The following is a 275-nucleotide window of genomic DNA, read 5'->3' as shown; positions in this document are numbered from 1 at the left end:
GAAAGATTTGGCAACACAGTCTGCGAATGACACCAATGCTAAAGGCGACCGTGATGCCTTGCAGAAAGAGTTCACTCAGTTGGGGTCAGGAGCTGAAAAGCATTCTGGACAACACCAGCTACAGTGGCGAAAAACTGTTTGCTGCGGGCGGCAAACTGACCGGCAAACTGAACTTCCAGACGGGCGCACAAAAAGGCGAAGGTCTGGAGCTGGATGTGTCGCAGGAAATCGGTGGATTGATTGAGAGCGTAACCAAAGAAGTGGTGAAAGATGTA

General features: G+C 50.5%; 1 pseudogene. It reads left to right on the top strand.

The features are described 5' to 3' along the window. Window positions 1–53: 53 nt before the first annotated feature. Window positions 54–275: pseudogene (locus YROHD0001_RS00030) on the top strand (hypothetical protein); the annotation flags it as partial.

Source organism: Yersinia rohdei ATCC 43380 (assembly GCF_000173775.1).
GTDB classification, from domain to species: Bacteria; Pseudomonadota; Gammaproteobacteria; order Enterobacterales; family Enterobacteriaceae; genus Yersinia; species Yersinia rohdei.
This window is presented reverse-complemented; position numbering and strand designations above follow the sequence as displayed.